This is a genomic window from Aquipuribacter hungaricus (assembly GCF_037860755.1).
Lineage (GTDB): Bacteria > Actinomycetota > Actinomycetes > Actinomycetales > JBBAYJ01 > Aquipuribacter > Aquipuribacter hungaricus.
In genome coordinates, this window is the sequence record NZ_JBBEOI010000422.1 from 1 (window position 1) to 1,369 (window position 1,369).

Below are 1,369 nucleotides of genomic sequence, written 5' to 3' on the forward strand. Positions count from 1 at the left end.
CCACCCGCCCGGTCGCCGACGCGGCGCGCGCGGTGGGCCTGCTCGCCCACGGCGACGACTCCCCCGGCGGCGGCACCGGCATGACCGCGGCCAGCCGCAGCCTGGCCACGTCGGCCCGCGACACCGCCGAGCGCGCCCGTACCGTCTCCGGCTCCGCGCTGGACGTGCGCGCCGACGCCGAGTCCACCGCGGCCGCCGTCGAGCAGCTCACCAGCGCCAACGCCGAGATCACGCGCGCCCGGACGCCGCTGGCCGCGGTCGTCGACCGGCTGTCCGACGGCGTGGACCAGGTGCGCCGCTCCGCGCTGGAGGTGGCCACCATCGCCGAGGCCGCCGACGCGGCCGCCCGCACCACGAGCGACGTCGTCGCCCGGCTCGACGAGGCCGGCGACCTGGTCGCCACCAGCGTCTCCGCCATCGAGGGCATCGCCGCGCAGACCAAGCTGCTCGCGCTCAACGCCGGCATCGAGGCGGCGCGGGCCGGGGACGCCGGTCGCGGGTTCGCGGTCGTGGCCACGGACGTCAAGACCCTCGCCGACGCCTCCGGCACCGCCAGCACCGTCATCCGCACCAGCGTCGACACCATGCGCGCGGAGACCCAGCAGGCCAAGGACGCGATGGCCCACATCCTCAGCACCGTGTCGCGGATCCGGGAGCTGCAGGACGTCATCACGGCCTCCACGCACGAGCAGGCCGACGGCGCCCGCGAGCTGGGCGACAGCCAGCGCGCGGTCGACCAGGCGCTGGCCGAGCAGTCGACGGCCATGACCCACGTCGCCGAGGCCGCCGCACGGATCGCTCACGCCTCGGACCGGATCGCCGCCGAGGTGGACGCGGTGGCGGACCTGGCCACCCGCACGACGGAGGTGTCCGACCATGTCGCCCGCGCCGCCGAGGGCATGACCACGACGTCGGACGAGCTCGAGGCGGTCGTGCACGGCACCCCCTGACCCTCCCGACGACCCACCTACCGACCACCCGCAGCCCCGCGCCGACCACCCGGTCGGCCCGGGGCTGCCGTCGTCCACCACGGACCCCCGGGCTGTCACGAGGGGGTCGCAGAGCGTTGTCGGCGCGGTGCGTGAGCGCTAACATCCGGACGAGGCACCCCCACGACGGTGGTGCCGTGCCGCTCGACAGCGAAGGAGCTGGAGTGAAGGTCCTCTCTCGGCAGGTCCCCCCTCGACGCCCGCACGCCCCCCGCGCCCGTGGTCTCGTCGCCACCGCGCTCGGCGCCGCCCTGGTCGTCACCGGGCTCACCTCCGCCGCGGCCGCCCCGGCGGACCCGGCCTCCCCGGGCGCCGCCGGTGCGGCCGCGCCCCCGACCCCCGGCCTGCTCGCCGAGTACCGCTTCGACCGGACGGGCACG

At 77.1% G+C, this 1,369-nt stretch carries 1 protein-coding gene and 1 pseudogene; both read left to right on the plus strand.

Going from position 1 to position 1,369, the window contains the following annotated elements; all coding sequences use genetic code 11:
- Positions 1-950 (plus strand): methyl-accepting chemotaxis protein (locus tag WCS02_RS20330; protein WP_340296135.1); only part of this gene is annotated, 950 nt, incomplete at its 5' end.
- A gap of 176 nt (positions 951-1,126) precedes the next feature.
- Positions 1,127-1,369, plus strand: a pseudogene (locus WCS02_RS20335) (hypothetical protein); the annotation flags it as partial.